General features: G+C 70.7%; 14 protein-coding genes. 9 read left to right on the top strand and 5 right to left on the bottom strand.

Annotated elements, in window-relative coordinates:
• Positions 1–329 precede the first annotated feature (329 nt).
• Complete coding sequence (locus D450_RS0126480; RefSeq protein ID WP_017541642.1) at positions 330–1313, bottom strand: EamA family transporter; 984 nt, start codon at positions 1311–1313, stop codon at positions 330–332.
• A gap of 116 nt (positions 1314–1429) precedes the next feature.
• Between D450_RS0126480 and D450_RS0126485 the strand changes: the two genes are divergently transcribed.
• On the top strand, positions 1430–2659 hold the full coding sequence (locus D450_RS0126485; protein ID WP_017541643.1) for an arginine deiminase: 1230 nt from the start codon (positions 1430–1432) through the stop codon (positions 2657–2659).
• 55 nt (positions 2660–2714) lie between these two features.
• Here the strand turns inward: D450_RS0126485 and adhE are convergent, their stop codons facing one another.
• The 4 genes from adhE to D450_RS0126505 all read right to left on the bottom strand — a co-directional run bounded on the left by adhE (position 2715) and on the right by D450_RS0126505 (position 7889).
• Complete coding sequence (gene adhE / locus D450_RS0126490) at positions 2715–5354, bottom strand: bifunctional acetaldehyde-CoA/alcohol dehydrogenase (protein ID WP_206539671.1); 2640 nt, start codon at positions 5352–5354, stop codon at positions 2715–2717.
• 417 nt (positions 5355–5771) lie between these two features.
• Entirely contained in the window at positions 5772–6149 is a 378-nt protein-coding gene (locus tag D450_RS0126495) for a hypothetical protein (protein ID WP_017541645.1), read from the bottom strand.
• Positions 6150–6153: 4 nt separating this feature from the next.
• Positions 6154–6948 carry an ABC transporter permease gene (locus tag D450_RS0126500; protein WP_017541646.1) on the bottom strand — a complete coding sequence of 265 codons (795 nt, stop codon included), beginning with the start codon at positions 6946–6948 and terminating at the stop codon, positions 6154–6156.
• Positions 6945–7889: an ABC transporter ATP-binding protein gene (locus D450_RS0126505; RefSeq protein WP_017541647.1), complete on the bottom strand. Its 945-nt coding sequence runs from the start codon at positions 7887–7889 to the stop codon at positions 6945–6947. The genes D450_RS0126500 and D450_RS0126505 overlap by 4 nt, the downstream gene beginning before the upstream one ends.
• Before the next feature lie 266 nt (positions 7890–8155).
• Here D450_RS0126505 and D450_RS0126510 point away from each other — a divergent pair, with 266 nt between their 5' ends.
• Genes D450_RS0126510 through D450_RS0126545 form a run of 8 tightly spaced genes read left to right on the top strand, consistent with a single transcriptional unit; the run spans position 8156 to position 14875 of the window.
• The gene (locus D450_RS0126510; RefSeq protein WP_017541648.1) at positions 8156–8971 is read left to right on the top strand and encodes a helix-turn-helix transcriptional regulator; all 816 of its coding nucleotides are present in this window, start codon (positions 8156–8158) and stop codon (positions 8969–8971) included.
• The gene (gene sufB, locus D450_RS0126515) at positions 8971–10383 is read left to right on the top strand and encodes a Fe-S cluster assembly protein SufB (protein ID WP_017541649.1); all 1413 of its coding nucleotides are present in this window, start codon (positions 8971–8973) and stop codon (positions 10381–10383) included. The genes D450_RS0126510 and sufB overlap by 1 nt, the downstream gene beginning before the upstream one ends.
• Positions 10383–11552, top strand: coding sequence for a Fe-S cluster assembly protein SufD (sufD, locus tag D450_RS0126520; RefSeq protein WP_017541650.1), 1170 nt, complete (start codon positions 10383–10385; stop codon positions 11550–11552). Before sufB ends, sufD begins: the two co-directional genes overlap by 1 nt.
• Positions 11545–11874: a non-heme iron oxygenase ferredoxin subunit gene (locus tag D450_RS0126525; RefSeq protein WP_017541651.1), complete on the top strand. Its 330-nt coding sequence runs from the start codon at positions 11545–11547 to the stop codon at positions 11872–11874. The genes sufD and D450_RS0126525 overlap by 8 nt, the downstream gene beginning before the upstream one ends.
• 12 nt (positions 11875–11886) lie before the next feature.
• Entirely contained in the window at positions 11887–12654 is a 768-nt protein-coding gene (gene sufC / locus D450_RS0126530; RefSeq protein WP_017541652.1) for a Fe-S cluster assembly ATPase SufC, read from the top strand.
• Positions 12651–13940, top strand: coding sequence for a cysteine desulfurase (locus D450_RS0126535; protein WP_017541653.1), 1290 nt, complete (start codon positions 12651–12653; stop codon positions 13938–13940). Before sufC ends, D450_RS0126535 begins: the two co-directional genes overlap by 4 nt.
• Positions 13941–13958: 18 nt before the next feature.
• A complete protein-coding gene (sufU, locus tag D450_RS0126540; protein ID WP_017541654.1) occupies positions 13959–14456 on the top strand; it encodes a Fe-S cluster assembly sulfur transfer protein SufU in 498 nt (165 codons plus the stop codon).
• Entirely contained in the window at positions 14453–14875 is a 423-nt protein-coding gene (locus tag D450_RS0126545; protein WP_017541655.1) for a metal-sulfur cluster assembly factor, read from the top strand. Before sufU ends, D450_RS0126545 begins: the two co-directional genes overlap by 4 nt.
• The last annotated feature ends 186 nt before the right edge of the window (positions 14876–15061 follow it).

Here is a 15061-nt window from a genome sequence, read left to right on the forward strand (position 1 = left end):
GGTAATTGCTCAAATATCCGACGCACGGACGCATGGTCGACGACGCTCGCCGTGTGATGGGGCATGTGCGATCTGGGAGTGAGGCTCCGGAGTGGAGCGCGGGATCCGTCTTCCTGCGGTCAGGGGTTCTTGTCATCCTCCTGGTGTTCCAGGTTCCGCAGGTTAAGTTCTTCGCAGAGGGATGGGGCGGCCTGAGCTCGCAACGGCCATCAGGCTCGGGGCCTTGGGCGAGGGGACAGCATGTGCGGGGCGGAGCGCTGGGGCCTCGTCGGCTGGGACCTCCGGCGCCTTCCCTTGGGTGATGGCTGCGTTGTCGCCGTCAGGTGGGGTTACTCGGGACCTTCTGTAGCCTCGGTGGTCTGCTCGCGCTGTTTGCGCTGTTCTCTGCGCTGCTGGGATCGGGTCGCCCCCGCGCTGGCGGCCACCACGCACAGAACGGCCGCCCACTGCCACACCGTCAGCATCTCCCCGAGCAGCGCCAGGCCGATCAGGGCTGCTGCGGCCGGTTCCAGGCTCATCAGGATTCCGAAGACTCTCGGGGGCATCTTTCGCAGGGCCTGCATCTCCAGGGTGTAGGGCACTACGGAGGAGAGCACTCCGACCAGCAGGCCGAACAGCAGCAGCTTGGGGTCGAGGAGGGCCGTGCCGCCTTCGGCGATGCCGGCCGGGGCCACGAGGATCACGCCCACCAGGCTCGCGATCGCCAAGCCGGACGTGCCCGAGAAGCGGCGCCCGGTGGCCGCGCTCAGCAGGATGTAGCCCGCCCAGCCCACCGCCGCCAGCAGCGCGAACAGCACCCCGGCTAGGGTGACCGTGCCCGAGCCGTCATCGCGGCCGAGGAGCACCACCCCGACGGCCGCCAGCCCGACCCACACCACATCGGTCTTCCGCCGCGACCCGGCGACCGCCACCGCCAAGGGCCCCAGGAACTCGATCGTCACCGCGATGCCCATCGGGATGCGCGCGATCGCCTGGTAGATCGAGAAGTTCATCAGCGCCAGCGACGCGCCGAAGCCCGCCACCACCGCCCAGTCCGCCCACGTGCGCCCGCGCAGCGCGGGCCGGGCCAGCACCAGCAGCAGCGCCGCCGAGGTGAGCAGTCGCAGCCACACCACCGCGCTCGGCGGCAGCACCCCGAACAGGTTCTTGGCGATCCCCGCCCCCGCCTGGACCGAGACGATGCCGATCAGCACCATCCACGTCGGCGGGATCGAATCGCCCAGGTCGCGCAGCCGTCCCGGGGCGAAGGGGTTGGCGAACCGGGGGGAGCGGGGGAGGCCGGCGGAGGGCTCGGCCGCGGCATGGGTACTCACATCCGACCATCCTAGGTATGGTGCGCCACCTCTGGGCCGTGGTCCCCGGGTTCCGGCCGCCTCTGCGGGGGAATGCAGCCTGCGTCGGAACTCCGGAGACGGGGAGGAACGGGCGCATGGTCTTCCGCGTGGACTCCGAGGTCGGCCGGCTGCGGCAGGTCATCGTGCACCGGCCCGACCTCGAACTGCGCCGACTGACCCCCTCCAACAAGGACGACCTGCTCTTCGACGACGTGCTCTGGGCCCGCCGCGCATGCGAGGAGCACGACGCCTTCACCGCCCTCCTGCGCGACCACGGCGTCCGCGTGCACTACTTCGACCGGCTCCTGAGGGAAGTCCTGGCCGTCCCAGAGGCGCGCTCCTTCGTCCTGGGGGAGGTCATCGACGAGCGCTTCCACGGCCCCCAGGCCGCAGGCGCCATCCGCGACGCCCTCGACACCATGCCCGACGCCGAACTGACGCGCTTCCTCATCGGCGGCATAACCAAGGCCGAGGTGCGCGAGCGCATCGACGACCCCGCGTCGCTGTGGCTGCACTCCCTGGGCGACGACGACTTCGTGCTCGACCCGCTGCCCAACCACCTCTTCACCCGCGACACCTCGGCGTGGCTGTACAACGGCGTGACCATCAACGCCATGCGCAAGAAGGCCCGCCGCCGCGAGACCATCCACTACGAGGCCGTCTACCAGTGGCACCCCATGTTCGCCGGGGCCGGCTTCGAGGTGTGGAACCGGGGCCGTGCCCACGCCCCGGCGACCCTGGAGGGCGGCGACCTGATGCCGATCGGCGGCGGCGCGGTCCTGGTCGGCACCAGCGAGCGAACCCGGCCGCAGGCGGTGGAGCTGCTGGCGCGTGAGATGTTCGCCCGTGGCGGCGCCGAGCGCATCCTGTGCCTCCGCATGCCGCACGCCCGCGCGGTGATGCACCTGGACACGGTCATGACCGAAGTGGACTACGGGGTCTTCACCAAGTACGCGGGCCTGGGGATGCTCCCCTCCTCGACCCTTGAGCCCGGTGACGGCGGCCCCGGAGGCAAGGAACTGAAGGTGACCGACCATCCCCCTGAGGACATGCACCGCGCGATCGCCCAGTCGGCGGGCCTGGAGGAGATCCGCGTCCTGACACCCACACAGGACGTGTTCTCCTCTGAGCGTGAGCAGTGGGACGACGGATGCAACGTCTTCGCCCTGGAACCCGGGGTCGTGGTCTCCTACGAGCGCAACGTCACGACCAACGCCCACTTGAGGGCCAATGGGATCGAAGTCCTGCCCATAGCCGGAAGCGAGCTGGGCCGGGGGCGGGGAGGCCCGCACTGCATGACCTGTCCCGTTCAGCGGGAGCCGTGACCGAGCGCGCGGGTGGCACCCGTGCCGGGTGCCACCCGCGCTGCGGTGCGAACGGTCAGGCTACCGGAACCGCGTCTTGGTCGAGGGAGCCGCGGGGAGGCCGGTCTGTTTCGCTGCCCTCTCCGTGCCCGTAGTAAGCCATGAGCATGAGGCGCTCCATGTCGGCGAGCATCGGCATCCGGGGGTTCGCCGGGGCGCACTGGTCGTTGAACGCGTTCATGGCCTGCTGAGGCAGGGACTCCTTGAAGCGGTCCTCGTCCACTCCGGCGGCGCGGAAGGAGGATTCGATGCCCACCCGGTCGCGGAGGTCCTCCACGGCACAGGCCAGCTCGGACACGCCCTGAGCCGGCGCGGCAGCGGGGCGGCCCAGGTGGCGCGCGATCTCCTGGAACCGTTCAGGAGCCGTGTGGACCTCGTACTTCGGCCACCCCGTGAGCTTGCTCGTCACGGTCCCGTTGTAGCGGATGACGTGCGGGAGGAGCAGCGCGTTGGTCCGGCCGTGGGAGGTGCCGAACGTGGAGCCCAGCGTGTGCGACATCGCGTGGACGATCCCGAGGAAGGCGTTGCCGAAGGCCATCCCCGCGATGGTCGCCGCGTTGTGCATGCGCTCCCGGGCCTTGGGGGCGTCCGCTCCCTGCAGCACCGCCTGCTCCAGGTTCTCGAAGACCAGCTGGATCGCCTTGAGGCACAGGCCGTCGGTGAAGTCGTTGGCGTAGACGGACACATAGGCCTCGATGGCGTGGGTGAGCGCGTCGAACCCGGAGTCCGCGGTGACCGTCGGGGGCAGGTCGGTGGTGAGCTCCGGGTCGCAGATGGCCACACTGGGCGTGAGTGCGTAGTCGGCGACCGGGTGCTTGAGTCCGGTCTCCGGATCGGTGATGACGGTGAACGGCGTCACTTCGGCGCCGGAGCCGGCGGTGGTCGGCACACACACCAGCCGGGCCCGGGAACCGACCTCGGGGAAGGCGAATGCGCGCTTGCGGATGTCGAGGTACCGGGCGCGCATGTCGGTGAACTCGGTCTCGGGCGCTTCGAAGAGCAGCCACATCGCCTTCGCCGCGTCCATGGCCGATCCGCCCCCGAGGGCGATGATCGTGTCGGGGGCGAACTCGGCCAGGCGCGCTGCGCCGCGCCGCACCGTGTCCAGCGTCGGGTCGGGATCCACATCGTCGATGATCTTCAGGTCCACGGGCTTCTCGCGGCGCTGCAGCGCCTCACGCACCCGCTGTACGTGTCCGCGCCTGCGGGCCCCGGGGCCGGTGACCAGCGCGGCCCGCCGGACGCCGGGCATGTCGGCCAGGTAGCGCAGGGAGTGCCGCTCGAAGTAGATCTTCGGCGGGACCTTGAACCACTGCATGTTGGAGGTTCGGCGTCCCACACGCTTGATGTTGAGCAGGTCGGCGGCCTGTACGTTGCCCGAGACCGAGGTGCCTCCGTAGGAACCGCCGCCGAGGGTGAGCGAGGGAAGAAACGCGTTGTAGATGCCGCCGATCCCCCCTTGCGTGCTGGGGGAGTTCCACACGATGCGCACGGCGCGCACCCGGTTCCCGAACTCCTCTGCGAAGGCCTCGTCCTCGGTGTGCACCGCCGCGGTGTGGCCGAGTCCGCTCCGCTGCAGCAGGCGTTCGACGTGGGAGATCCCTTCCTCGCGTCCGTCCGCCGAGGTAAGGGCCAGCACCGGGCACGGCTTGGCCAGGGTGATCGGGCGGTCGAAGTCGCCCGGGGCCACCGGGGCCAGGATCGCCGGGGTCCCATCGGGGACCCGGAAGCCCGCGCGCTCCGCGAGCCGGGCGGCCGGCTGCCCGGCCCCGTCCGGATCGAATCCGGAACTCCCGTCCCCGTCGGCGGTGAACAGGGAGCGTTCGAGCCGTTCGACCTCTTCGGGAGAGGCGACGTAGGCGCCCAGCCGCCGCAACTCCTCCATGGCGGCGGCTTCGACCTCCCGGTCGACGACGACGGTCTGCTCGGCGGAGCACACCATGCCGTGGTCGAAATTCGTGGACATCACGATGTCATGGGCCGCACGGCGCAGATCTGCGGTGCGCTCGACGTAGGCGGGGGTGCTCCCCGCCCCGACCCCGAGGGCCGGTGTTCCGGAGGAGTAGGCCGCCTGCACCAGGCTCCGTCCCCCCGTGGCGAGGATCAGGGCGACGTCCTCATGGCGCATGAGGGCCGCGGTCGCCTCCCGGGAGGGCTCGTCGAGCCATTGGACGCAGTTCGCGGGGGCGCCTGCGGCGACGGCGGCGTCCCGGACCGCGCTCGCGGCCGCCATTCCGCACCGGCGTGCGGCGTGGTGGAAGGAGAAGATGATCGGGTTGCGGGTCTTCAGGGCCGCCAGAGCCTTGAAGAGCACCGTGGAGGTGGGGTTGGTGACCGGGGTGACGGCGCACACGACCCCGACGGGTGCGGCGATCTCCACGATGCCGTCGATGGTGTCGCGCCGGACGACGCCGGCGGTGCGCAGCCCGCGCATGTGGTGCGTGACGTGCTCGCAGGCGAACACGTTCTTGACGGACTTGTCCTCGACCACTCCGCGGCCGGTCTCGGCCACCGCGAGCCGGGCGAGTTCGGTGTGGCGGCGGACCGCGGACGCGCCCGCCTTCGCGACGATTCGGTCGACCGCCGCTTGGTCAAGGTGCTCGAATTCGTTCAGTGCCTTTCTAGCTCGCTCTACCGTCTGAGCGACAGATGACACGGCGACAGGATCCTTTCCCGGGTCGTCGGTGCTGCTTCTGGCGCACTGAAACACATTCCCGTCGATGGATGGTGTATTCGACGGTCGGAGGGATAAAGGGAAGAATATCCGTGGTTCTAATAGTAAGAAATAGGCCTGAGCAGTCGTTTTGTGTCCGCAAGCGGCCTCCTTGTGGCCCGAATCACATTCGGTTGTCGCTTCGGCGGGCTTCTCGGGTGCGGTTCTCGGTGAGGAAGGGGGAGGGAGGCGGTGCCTGTCGGAAAAACTCGGAAAAGGCCTGGGCGGTGTGCTCGCTTCCGCGCGCATTGGGGCGGTTCCCCGAACGGGTGTTCGCAGTTTCCCTGTCCGCTAGGGCTTTTCAAGGGCATGTGCCGGGGAGGAGGGGAGCGCCCGCACGTTTCCGGGAAGGCCTCGGCTTCAGCGCGGCCGAACGGCGGGGGCGCGGTCCCGTCCGCGTGGGGCGGAGGGCGCGGAAGCGGCATCGCGGGGCCGGTCGTCGCGCCGCGTGAACACCGCCCCCAGCACCAGCAGCCAGGCGCCGAACTCCACCGCGGGCTGGAGGAGGGTCATGATCAGGCCGACCAGGGTCGTCCCGGTGACCCCCGCCGTGGCCTGGAGCAGCAGCCACCCGTACGGCAGCGCCGCGGCGGACAGGTGCGCCAGGACGGCGGCCCACAGCAGGCCCGGGCGCGCAAGGCGCCGGCGCCGGATCAGGACCGCCACCACGGCCAGCAGCACCAGGGGAGGGCCGAGCGAGCGGACGAGCTGGTAGGCCGGGACTCCGATCAGCTCCACGCGCTCACTCCCAGCGGAAGAAGCGGGCGGCCAGTGCGGCCCCGGCCGCGGCCCACACGGCCAGGACGGCGACAGGCAGCAGCGACGGCGCCGCACCGTCGGCAAGGACGGCGCGCAGCCCGCCGGCCAGGGCCGTGATCGGCAGCGCCTCCACCGCCGTCTGCGCCGCGCCGGGGAAGCGCCCGGTGTCGAACAGGACCCCGCCCAGTCCCAGAAGAACCACGTAGACCAGGTTGGCCGCGGCCAGCGTCGCCTCAGCGCGCAGGGTGCCCGCCATCAGCAGGGCCAGCGAGCTGAACGCCGCTGTGCCGAGCAGGACCAGGAGCAGGGCGTAGGCGAAGGCCGCGGGGCCGCCCTGGGGATCCCACCCCAAGGCCAGGGCCACCGAGCACAGCACCGCGATCTGGATCGCCTCCACGGCCAGCACCGCCAGCGTCTTGGCCGCCAGCAGGCCGAACCGCGGGAGGGGCGTCGCTCCCAGCCGCTTGAGCACCCCGTACCGGCGCTCGAACCCGGTGCCGATGGCCTGCCCGGTGAAGGCGGTCGACATCACCGCCAGGGCCAGGACGCCCGGCGTCAGGAAGTCCACCCGAGGCCCGTCGCCCAGCTCCACCACGTCGACGGTGCTGAACCCCACCAGCAGAAGCACGGGGATGACCATGGTCAGCAGCAGCTGCTCCCCGTTGCGCAGCATGATGCGCAGCTCCATGCCGGCCTGCGCGGCCACCATGCGCGCCATCGGGGCGGCCCCCGGGGCGGGGGTGAAGTCCAGGGCGGGGCGGGCGGTGGTCTCGGTCATGAGCGAAGGTCCCGGCCGGTGAGTTCGAGGAAGACGTCTTCGAGGGTGCGGCGCTGCACGCGCAACCCCTCGGGGTGCACGCCGTTGGCGGCGCACCAGGTGCCGACGGTGGCCAGCATCTCGGGCCCGATCTCCCCGCCGTCGGCGCGCGCGACCGCGCACTCGGCGGCGCGCCCGGCGGTGGCCGGACGGGCCTCCACCCGCACGCCGGAGGGCAGGGCCGCCTCCAGGGCCTCGGTGTCCACCGCCTCGCGGGCCTCGAAGCGCAGCTCGTGCCCGTCGCAGGTGAGCTCGCCGGTGGCGCCGTCGGCCACCACCCGGCCCCGGTCGATGATCACCACGCGGTCGGCCAGGTTCTCGGCCTCCTCCATGTGGTGGGTGGTCAGCACGACGCCGACCCCGGCCGCGCGCAGCTCGGCCACCAGCTCCCAGGTGGCGTGGCGGGCCTGCGGGTCCAGCCCGGCGGTGGGCTCGTCGAGGAAGACCAGCTCGGGGCGGCCGATCACGGCCGCGGCCAGGGACAGCCGCTGCTGCTGCCCCCCGGACAGGCGGCGGAAGGGCGTCCGGGAAGCATTGGTCAGGCCCAGGCGTTCCAGGAGCGTGTCGGGCGAGAGGGGGCGGGCGTGGAACGAGGCCGTCAGGCGCAGCCACTCGCCCGCGCGGGCGCCGGTGGGCACCCCGCCGGACTGCGGCATCACCCCGACCCGCGGCTTGAGCCGCGCCGCGTCGGCGGCCGGGTCGAGCCCGAGCACGCGCACGCTGCCGCCGTCGGCCCGGCGGAAGCCCTCGCACACTTCGACGGTGCTGGTCTTGCCCGCGCCGTTGGGGCCGAGCAGCGCCGTCACCGCCCCTCGGGGCGCGGTGAAGGACAGGCCGTCGACGGCGGTGGTCGCGCCGTACCTCTTCACCAGGTCGGTGACCTCGACCGCGGCTGTCTCCATGGCCTCAGAGTCTATGGCCGCCCGTGTGCGGGCCCGCACGGGGTGCGCCTCCGTGGGCGCGCCGCCGCCGGATGAGGCGTTCGTATCGTGAGATGTCCGTCTCGCCATCCGGGCGAATCGGGGGCGTCCGGGGTGCGCGTGCACGGCGCGGCGGTCGGACGGGCGTGCAAAACCCCAGAAAGGTAAGGCTTGCCTGGGTGATCAATGGCATGCATCACGGTTTGCCCGCAGGGAAGCATTTACGCCACACTGATGTTGTGAAAAAGGTGAGCGGCGGACAGAAGACGAGCGGGGGCAGCGCCCCCGGCGTCCCGCGCGCGCCTTCGCCCGACCTGGGCGCCGAGACCGGGACGCGCGCGAGGGTGGCGCGACTCATCCTGGAGCAGGGCCCGATCACCGCCTCCTCGCTGGGGGAGCGGCTCGGGCTCACGCCGGCGGCCATCCGCCGGCACCTTGACAACCTCATGGGCGAGGGGCTCGTCGAAGCCCGCGACGCGCGGCCCCTGGGCCGCCGGGGCCGGGGGCGCCCGGCCCGGGTGTTCGCGGTCACCGAGGCCGGCCGCGACGCGTTCGTGCACGGCTACGACGACCTGGCCTCCAGCGCCCTGCGCTTCCTGGCCGAGCGGGCCGGACCCGGTGCCGTCACCGAGTTCGCCCGGCGCCAGGTGGCCGAGCTGGAGGAGCGCTACCGCCCCCTGCTGGAGGGCGTGCCCCCGCAGCAGCGGGTGCGCAAGCTCGCCGAGGCGCTGAGCAGCGACGGCTACGCCGCCGCGGCCGACCGGGCCCCGGCGCCCGGCGGGGGCCAGCAGCTCTGCCAGCACCACTGCCCGGTCGGGCACGTGGCGGCGGAGTTCCCCGAGCTGTGCGAGGCCGAGGTCGAGGCCTTCGCCCGGCTGCTGGGCACCCCCGTGCGGCGGCTGGCCACCATCGCCCACGGCGACGGCATCTGCACCACCCACGTGACCCCGCAGGAGGGCACGCAGACCAGCACCCAGCACAGCACCGAGGCCGGGGCCGCCAGCGGCACCGCCGACGGTGACGGCAGAGAATCAGGACGTCTGAGTCCAGGAGGATCCGCGTAATGACGTCTATCGCGCACCCCGAGCTCGAAGGGCTCGGCACCTACGAGTACGGATGGGCCGACCCCGACACGGCCGGCGCCTCCGCTCGGCGCGGCCTGAACGAGGAGGTCGTCCGCGACATTTCGGCCAAGAAGGACGAGCCGGAATGGATGCAGAAGGCCCGCCTCAAGGCGCTGAAGCTCTTCGACAAGAAGCCGATGCCCTCGTGGGGTGCCGACCTGTCCGGGATCGACTTCGAGAAGATCAAGTACTTCGTGCGGTCGACCGAGCAGCAGGCCACCTCCTGGGAGGACCTGCCCGAGGACATCAAGAACACCTACGACAAGCTGGGCATCCCCGAGGCCGAGAAGCAGCGCCTCGTCGCCGGCGTGGCCGCCCAGTACGAGTCCGAGGTCGTCTACCACCAGATCCGTGAGGACCTGGAGGAGCAGGGTGTCCTCTTCCTCGACACCGACACCGCCCTGAAGGAGCACCCCGAGCTCTTCCAGGAGTACTTCGGCACGGTCATCCCGGCCGGCGACAACAAGTTCTCCGCGCTCAACACGGCGGTGTGGAGCGGCGGGTCCTTCATCTACGTCCCCAAGGGCGTCCACGTGGAGATCCCGCTGCAGGCCTACTTCCGGATCAACACCGAGAACATGGGCCAGTTCGAGCGGACCCTGATCATCGTCGACGAGGGCGCCTACGTGCACTACGTCGAGGGCTGCACCGCGCCGATCTACAAGACCGACTCGCTGCACTCGGCGGTCGTGGAGATCATCGTCAAGAAGAATGCGCGCTGCCGCTACACGACGATCCAGAACTGGTCGAACAACGTCTTCAACCTGGTGACCAAGCGTGCCGTCGCCTACGAGGGCGCCACCATGGAGTGGATCGACGGCAACATCGGCTCCCAGGTGACCATGAAGTACCCGGCGGTGTACCTCATGGGCGAGCACGCCAAGGGCGAGACGCTCTCCATCGCCTTCGCCGGCGAGGGCCAGCACCAGGACACCGGCTCCAAGATGGTGCACTGCGCCCCCAACACCTCCTCCACCATCGTCTCCAAGTCGGTGGCCCGGAGCGGGGGCCGCGCCTCCTACCGGGGCCTGGTGCAGGTGCAGGAGGGCGCCGACCGCGCCAAGTCCACGGTCAAGTGCGACGCGCTGCTGATCGACACCGTCAGCCGCTCCGACACATACCCCTACAACGACATCCGCGAGGACGACACCGAGCTCGGCCACGAGGCCACGGTGTCCAAGGTCAGTGAGGACCAGCTCTTCTACCTGATGAGCCGCGGCCTGGACGAGGACGAGGCCATGGCGATGATCGTGCGCGGGTTCGTCGAGCCGATCGCGCGCGAACTGCCCATGGAGTACGCCCTGGAACTGAACCGGCTCATCGAGCTGCAGATGGAAGGAGCGGTTGGTTAATGGCCGGCCCGAACCTCGGAGTCAAGGAGCACAGCCACGGCGGCGAGCTCCCGATCTCCAAGCTGGACGTCCACGGGTCCTTCGACGTGGACGCGTTCCCGGTCCCCACGGGCCGGGAGGAGGAGTGGCGGTTCACGCCGCTGCGCCGTCTGCGCGGGCTGCACGACGGCCGCGACATCAAGGACGGCGGCGTCTCGATCGAGGTGACCGCCCCTGAGGGCGTCACCCACGAGACCGTCGGCTCCGACGACCCGCGGCTGGGCACCACGTTCCTGCCCACCGACCGGGTCTCGGCGCTGGCCTTCCGCGACTTCGGCTCCTTCGGCGGCGCCACCGTGGTGACCGTCGCCAAGGACGCCCAGGTCGCCGAACCGGCCTACATCAAGGTCACCGGCGAGGACCAGGGCGACGCCTACGGGCACGTCCTGGTCCGCGCCGAGGCCCACTCCAAGGCCACCGTGGTCCTGGAGTACGCCGGGCAGGCCGTCTACGCCGACAACGTCGAGTTCATCGTCGAGGACGGCGCCGAGCTGACCGTGATCAGCCTGCAGGACTGGGGCCGCGACGCGGTGCACGTGGGTCACCACTACACCAAGGTCGGCCGCGACGCCCGGTTCAAGAGCTTCGTCATCACCCTGGGCGGGGACCTGGTCCGCATGTCGCCCAAGGTCGGCTACACCGCCCCCGGCGGCGACGCCGAGCTGCACGGGCTCTACTTCACCGGCGACGGCCAGCACCACGAGCACCGCTCGCTGATCGACCACAACGTCTCCAACACCCGCAGCCGCGTCGAGTACAAGGGCGCGCTGAGCGGCGAGGGCGCGCACGGTGTGTGGATCGGCGACGTGATCATCGGCGAGGGCACCGAGGGCACCGACTCCTACGAGTACAACCGCAACCTCGCGCTGACCGACGGCACGCGGGTGGACTCGGTCCCCAACCTGGAGATCTTCACCGGCGAGGTGGAGGGCGCCGGGCACGCCAGCGCCAGCGGGCGGCTCGACGAGATCCACCTGTTCTACCTGCGCTCGCGCGGTGTTCCGGAGGACGAGGCCCGCCGCCTGGTCATCCGCGGCTACTTCGCCGAGCTGATCGGCCGGATCAACGTGCCCGAGCTGCGCGAGCGGATCATGGCCGAGGTCGAGGAGAAGCTGGCCGAGCATGAGTGAGGGCACCTTCACCCGGGTCTGCGCGCTGAGCGACCTCCCCGACGAGGGGGCGCTCGGCGTGGAGGTCGGCGGCACCCCGGTGGCGGTGGTGCGCAGTGAGGGCGAGCTGTACGCGATCAGCGACATCTGCTCGCACGCCGAGGTCAACCTGTCGGAGGGCGAAGTGGAGGACGGCACCATCGAGTGCTGGCTGCACGGGTCCTGCTTCGAGCTGACCTCCGGCAAGCCGATCAACCCGCCCGCCGTCAAGGCGGTGCCCACCTACGCAGTCAAGATCGACGGCGACGACGTCCTCGTCTCGCTGGACACCACCGATTCCTGAGGCTTGAAACAGATGACGAAGTTCGAAATCCGCGGGGTGCGCGCCGACGTCCTGATCGGGGCCGACGAGCGCGAGGAGATCCTCAAGGGCGTGGACCTGACCGTCAACAGCGGTGAGACCCACGCGATCATGGGCCCGAACGGCTCGGGCAAGTCCACCCTGGCCTACGCCATCGCCGGCCACCCCAAGTACGAGATCACCGCGGGCGAGGTCCTGCTCGACGGGGAGAACGTGCTGGAGATGAGCGTGGACGAGCGCGCCCGCGCCGGCATGTTCCTGGCCATGCAGTACCCGGTCGAGGTCCCGGGCGTGTCCATGTCCAACTTCCTGCGCAGCTCGGTCACGGCCGTGCGCGGCGAGGCGCCCAAGCTCCGCCAGTTCTCCAAGGAGCTGCAGGGCACCATGAAGGACCTGTCCATCGACGGCTCCTTCGCCGCCCGCGGCGTCAACGAGGGCTTCTCCGGCGGTGAGAAGAAGCGCCACGAGATCCTCCAGCTGGAGCTGCTCAAGCCGAAGATGGCGATCCTCGACGAGACCGACTCCGGCCTCGACGTCGACGCCCTCAAGGTCGTCTCCGAGGGGATCAACCGGGCCAAGGCCAACACCGACGTGGGCGTCATGCTGATCACCCACTACACCCGGATCCTCAACTACGTGAAGCCCGACTACGTCCACGTCTTCGCCGACGGCCGGATCGCCGAGTCCGGCGGCCCGGAGCTGGCCGACCAGCTGGAGAACGAGGGCTACGAGCGTTTCGTGAAGGCAGGCGCTGAGAAGTGACCCGAGGCGAGCACGCGCCGCTCGACGCCGAGGCGGTCCGGGGGGACTTCGCGATCCTGTCCCGGACCGTCCGCGACGGGCGCCCCCTGGTGTACCTCGACTCCGGGGCGACCTCCCAGAAGCCCCGGCAGGTCCTCGACGCCGAGCGGGAGTTCTACGAGCGCCACAACGCGGCGGTCCACCGCGGCGCGCACCAGCTCGCCGAGGAGGCCACCGACGCCTATGAGGCGGCGCGGTCCACGATCGCGTCGTTCGTGGGCGCCGACCCCGGCGAGGTGGTGTTCACCAAGAACGCCACCGAGGCGGTCAACCTGGTCGCCTACGCCATGGGGAACGCGGCCACGGCCGACGAGCCCTACCGCCGCTTCTCCATCGGCCCGGGCGACGAGGTCGTCGTCACCGAGATGGAGCACCACGCCAACCTGGTGCCCTGGCAGGAGCTGTGCCGGCGCACCGGCGCCACGCTGCGCTGGTTCGGCCTGACCGAGGACGGACGGCTCGACCTGTCCGACATGGAGGACCTGGTCAACGAGCGCACGAAGATGGTCGCGCTCACCCACCAGTCCAACGTGCTGGGCACGGTCAACCCGGTTGAGCGGGTCGCCGCCCGCGCCCACGAGGTGGGCGCGCTGGTGCTGCTGGACGCCGCCCAGTCGGTGCCGCACATGCCGGTGGACGTGCGCGAGCTCGACTGCGACTTCCTGGTCTTCTCCGGCCACAAGATGCTGGGGCCCAACGGCATCGGGGTGCTCTACGGGCGCGCCGAGCTGCTGGCCGCGATGCCGCCGTTCATCACCGGCGGCTCGATGATCGGCGTGGTGCACATGGACCACAGCACCTGGGCGGAGCCGCCGCAGCGGTTCGAGGCCGGGGTGCCCATGGCGCCGCAGGCGGTCGGGCTGGCCGCGGCCTGCGACTACCTGTCGGCGATCGGCATGGACCGGGTGGCCGAGCACGAGCACCGGCTGACCGAGTACGCGGTCAAGCTCCTCGGCGGGATCGAGGGGGTGCGCATCGTCGGCCCCACCGACACCGTCGACCGGGGCGGGGCGGTGTCCTTCACCGTCGAGGACATCCACCCCCACGACCTCGGCCAGGTGATGGACGACGAGGGCGTGGAGGTGCGGGTGGGCCACCACTGCGCCTGGCCGCTGCACCGCCGCTACCGGGTGCAGGCCACCACGCGGGCCTCGTTCTACCTGTACAACACGCTCGCGGACGTGGAGGCGCTGGCCGAGGCCGTGCGCACCGCGCAGCGGTTCTTCGGGACCGCCGAGGCGCGCTAGGAAGGGCGGAACGCACCGATGCGCTTGGACGCGATGTACCAGGAGATCATCCTGGACCACTACCGCAACCCGCACAACAAGGGGCTGCGGGAGCCTTTCGAAGGGGAGGCGCACCACATCAACCCCACCTGCGGGGACGAGGTGACGCTGCGGGTGCACCTGACACCCGGATCCGGAGAAGGGGGCGCCGCGAAGGTCGCCGACGTGTCCTACGACAGCATGGGCTGCTCGATCAGCCAGGCCAGCGCGTCGGTCATGACCGACCTGCTGATCGGGCGCACGGTGGACGAGGGCATGGAGATGCTCGAGGCCTTCAACGAGCTCATGCACTCCAAGGGCCAGGGCGAGCCGGACGAGGACGTTCTGGAGGACGCGGTGGCGTTCGCCGGGGTGTCGAAATACCCTGCCCGTATCAAGTGCGCCCTGCTCGCCTGGATGGCGTGGAAGGACGCGACCGTGCAGTCCCTGGAGAGCGACCCCCGCACCAGCGGGGAAGGACCGGAGGGTGTCTCATGAGCGAGAACGAGACCGTGGCCCCGGCCCCGGAGCAGGGGGCCGCCGAGCAGCAGTCGGAGCCGGCCGAGCAGTCCGGGCAGGCTGCGCAGGGGGCCCAGGGCGGCATGAGCCAGGAGGCCCTGGCCGAGGAGATCAGCGAGGCCCTCAAGGACGTCATCGACCCTGAGCTCGGGGTCAACGTGGTCGACCTGGGGCTGCTGTACGGGGTGAACGCCGACGAGTCGAGCATCACCCTGGACATGACGCTGACCAGCGCGGCCTGCCCGCTGACCGACGTCATCGAGGACCAGGCGACCAGCGCGCTGGACGAGTTCGAGCGCGAGGTCAAGATCAACTGGGTCTGGATGCCGCCGTGGGGTCCGGACAAGATCACCGAGGACGGCCGCGACCAGCTGCGGATGCTGGGCTTCAACGTCTGATTCAACGTCTGACCGGTCCGCCGGGAGACCCCGGCCGGACCACCCTCCCTCAGGAGCGGACACCGAGGGCCGGGACGCCGAAGGGCGTCCCGGCCCTCGGTCTTTTTCCTGGGGCGGGGCGGCGGGGCCCTTCGGTGCATAGGGGGGAGGGCAGCGGCGACGAAGCGGGGTGGTTCCCCGGGGTTG

This window comes from Nocardiopsis halophila DSM 44494, assembly GCF_000341245.1.
Classification (GTDB): domain Bacteria; phylum Actinomycetota; class Actinomycetes; order Streptosporangiales; family Streptosporangiaceae; genus Nocardiopsis_A; species Nocardiopsis_A halophila.

Excerpts from the sequence above, each read along its gene's own strand:
- D450_RS0126485 (WP_017541643.1), top strand. The coding sequence starts at position 1,430 with ATGGTCTTCCGCGTGGACTCCGAGGTCGGCCGGCTGCGGCAGGTCATC.
- D450_RS0126500 (WP_017541646.1), bottom strand. The coding sequence starts at position 6,948 with ATGACCGAGACCACCGCCCGCCCCGCCCTGGACTTCACCCCCGCCCCG.
- D450_RS0126505 (WP_017541647.1), bottom strand. The coding sequence starts at position 7,889 with ATGGAGACAGCCGCGGTCGAGGTCACCGACCTGGTGAAGAGGTACGGC.
- sufB (WP_017541649.1), top strand. The coding sequence starts at position 8,971 with ATGACGTCTATCGCGCACCCCGAGCTCGAAGGGCTCGGCACCTACGAG.
- sufD (WP_017541650.1), top strand. The coding sequence starts at position 10,383 with ATGGCCGGCCCGAACCTCGGAGTCAAGGAGCACAGCCACGGCGGCGAG.
- D450_RS0126525 (WP_017541651.1), top strand. The coding sequence starts at position 11,545 with ATGAGTGAGGGCACCTTCACCCGGGTCTGCGCGCTGAGCGACCTCCCC.
- sufC (WP_017541652.1), top strand. The coding sequence starts at position 11,887 with ATGACGAAGTTCGAAATCCGCGGGGTGCGCGCCGACGTCCTGATCGGG.
- sufU (WP_017541654.1), top strand. The coding sequence starts at position 13,959 with ATGCGCTTGGACGCGATGTACCAGGAGATCATCCTGGACCACTACCGC.
- D450_RS0126545 (WP_017541655.1), top strand. The coding sequence starts at position 14,453 with ATGAGCGAGAACGAGACCGTGGCCCCGGCCCCGGAGCAGGGGGCCGCC.